The 2,460-nt window shown below is 33.3% G+C and carries 1 protein-coding gene; it reads left to right on the top strand.

The annotated features are described in order from the left end of the window. On the top strand, positions 1-2,460 hold a 2,460-nt coding region (cas9, locus tag I6E24_RS15950; RefSeq protein WP_262911941.1), incomplete at both ends, for a type II CRISPR RNA-guided endonuclease Cas9.

Raw genomic sequence — 2,460 nt, 5'->3', positions numbered from 1 at the left:
AATCTTAGGTATCGACACTGGTACAAATAGTATAGGATGGGCAATAGTTGATTATGATAGTGAAGCTCAGGAGAACAAATATACTTTGATAGATAAAGGTGTAAATATTTTTCAAGAGGGAGTAAAAATTGAAAAAGGAATCGAGTCCTCTAAAGCTGCTGAAAGGACAGAACATAAACATCAAAGGGTAGGTTATTGGCGCAGGAAGAATAGAAAAATTAAATTGCTTAGATTGCTAATTGATAATAAATTATGTCCACCATTATCTGTAGAAAGCTTAAAAAAATGGCGTTCAAAAAAAGAATATCCATTAGATAAGAGTTTTATGGAATGGCAACGCACCGATGACAATGAGAATAAGAATCCATATTATTATCGAAATTTGTGCCTTTCTGAAAAATTAGATTTGTCTGATATTACAAATCGGTATAAGGTTGGTCGCGCTATATACCATATAAATCAGAGAAGGGGCTTTTTGAGTAATAGAAAAGAAGAATCTAAAGCAAGTGAGGGTGTTGTAAAAGATGATATAAATTCGCTTACAAAATCCATACATGACAATGGAATGGAATATCTGGGACAATATTTTTATAAGTTATATCAGAATCATGAAAAAATTCGTTCTAAATATACCAGTAGAATTGAACACTATGAAAAGGAGCTGTTTGCGATATGTAATAAGCAGGGGTTATCTGATGAATTGACTGACGATATCCGTAAAACGATTTTGTCTCAACGTCCATTGAAATCTCAAAAGCAAAACATAGGAAAATGCGTTTTTGAGCCTTCAAAGGCAAGATGTGCTGCTTCTCATCCTTTATATGAACAATATCGTATGTATGCTTTTATAAATAACATAAAGGTACAAACACCTAAAGATAATGCGCTTCGTGCATTGACGGAAGAGGAAAAGAAGTATATAATACCATTGTTTTTACGTAAGTCAAAGAAGGATTTTAAATTTGAAGATATCGCTAAAAAGTTGTCAGGAAGTAAAAAAGATTTCTGTTATTATAAAGACAAATCAGAAAACGCATATCGCTTTAATTTTCAAATGGATACTCTTGTTTCAGGCTGTCCGGTCATAGCCCAGTTGTCTGAAACTTTTGATATTAAAGATGAAATAGATGGCTGGCTTGATGCTGCATGTGAGGTATATACACTTGCTGCAGGCAAGAACCGTTATGAAATAATGAATGATATATGGCATGTCTTGTTTTTCTTTGATGACGAAAACAAACTTAAATTATTTGCAATGGATAAGTTGCAAATGGATGAAGCTCATGCATCTATGTTCAGTAAGATACATTTGCCTTCAGATTATGCTTCTTTATCACTGAAAGCGATTAGAAAAATTCTTCCGTATATGAAACAGTACGGTATGATTTATTCACATGCCGTATTTATGGCTAATTTGTCTTCAGTAATAAAATGTCAGACCGATAATGAATCGTTATTGCCTATGTTGCCGCGCGAAGAAGCAGACGATATAGTAAAAGCCTTTTATGAATATGATCCATCTATGTCGGCTATTAAAACACAGGAGGAATATGTAAGAAGGTATATTGCATATAAGTATAATTTAGATGAGGAAGCGGAACGTAATCTTAGAAAACTGTACCATCCATCAATGATTGAAACTTTTCCAAAAGTGAGACAGAGAACAGATAAGGGATATTTCCAACTTGCTTCTCCGAGGACTAACAGTATGCGTAACCCTATGGCTATGCATTCTTTATTTAGATTGCGGCATGTTGTCAATACGCTTTTGAAAGAAGGAAAAATAGATGAAGATACCACTATTAGGATTGAATTTGCAAGAGAACTTAATGATTTTAACAAGCGTTCGGCAATAAGACAATGGCAAAATGGACTTGAAAAATCAAGGAAAGAAGCAATTGCAAGAATTAAAGAACATTTTGGCGATAATTACAGTCCAACAGTTAGTGACTTGCTTAAATATAAATTATGGGATGAGCAAGGGCATATTTGTGTATATACAGGTGAAAAAATTGGAATTGAAGATCTGTTTAATCCTAATAAATATGATATAGAACACACAATTCCTCGTAGTGTGGGCGGTGATTCTACTGATATGAATCTTACTGTATGCGATAGTCATTATAATAGAGAGATTAAAAAGGCAAAAATTCCTTCTGAGTTGCCAGGGCATGAAAGTATTCTTGAAAGAATAGATGCTTGGAAGGTTAGGATTGAAAAATTGGATAAAGAAATTAGGAAAATTAATACTAAGGGAGTTGGTGATAAAGAGACTAAGGATAAATTTATCCAAAAAAGACATCTTCTAATTTTGGAGCGTGATTATTGGAAAGGTAAATACAATAGATTCATAATGTCAAGTGTGCCGGAAGGATTTTCTCGCAGACAAGGAGTAGATATTAGTGTAATATCAAAATATGCAAGGTTGTATCTTAAATCTCTCTTTAAGAATGTTTATAT

This window comes from Bacteroides caecigallinarum (assembly GCF_021530995.1).
In the GTDB taxonomy this organism is placed as follows: domain Bacteria; phylum Bacteroidota; class Bacteroidia; order Bacteroidales; family Bacteroidaceae; genus Phocaeicola; species Phocaeicola faecigallinarum.
Note: the sequence above shows the minus strand (reverse complement) of the source record. Positions and strands in the feature narration are given on the sequence as shown.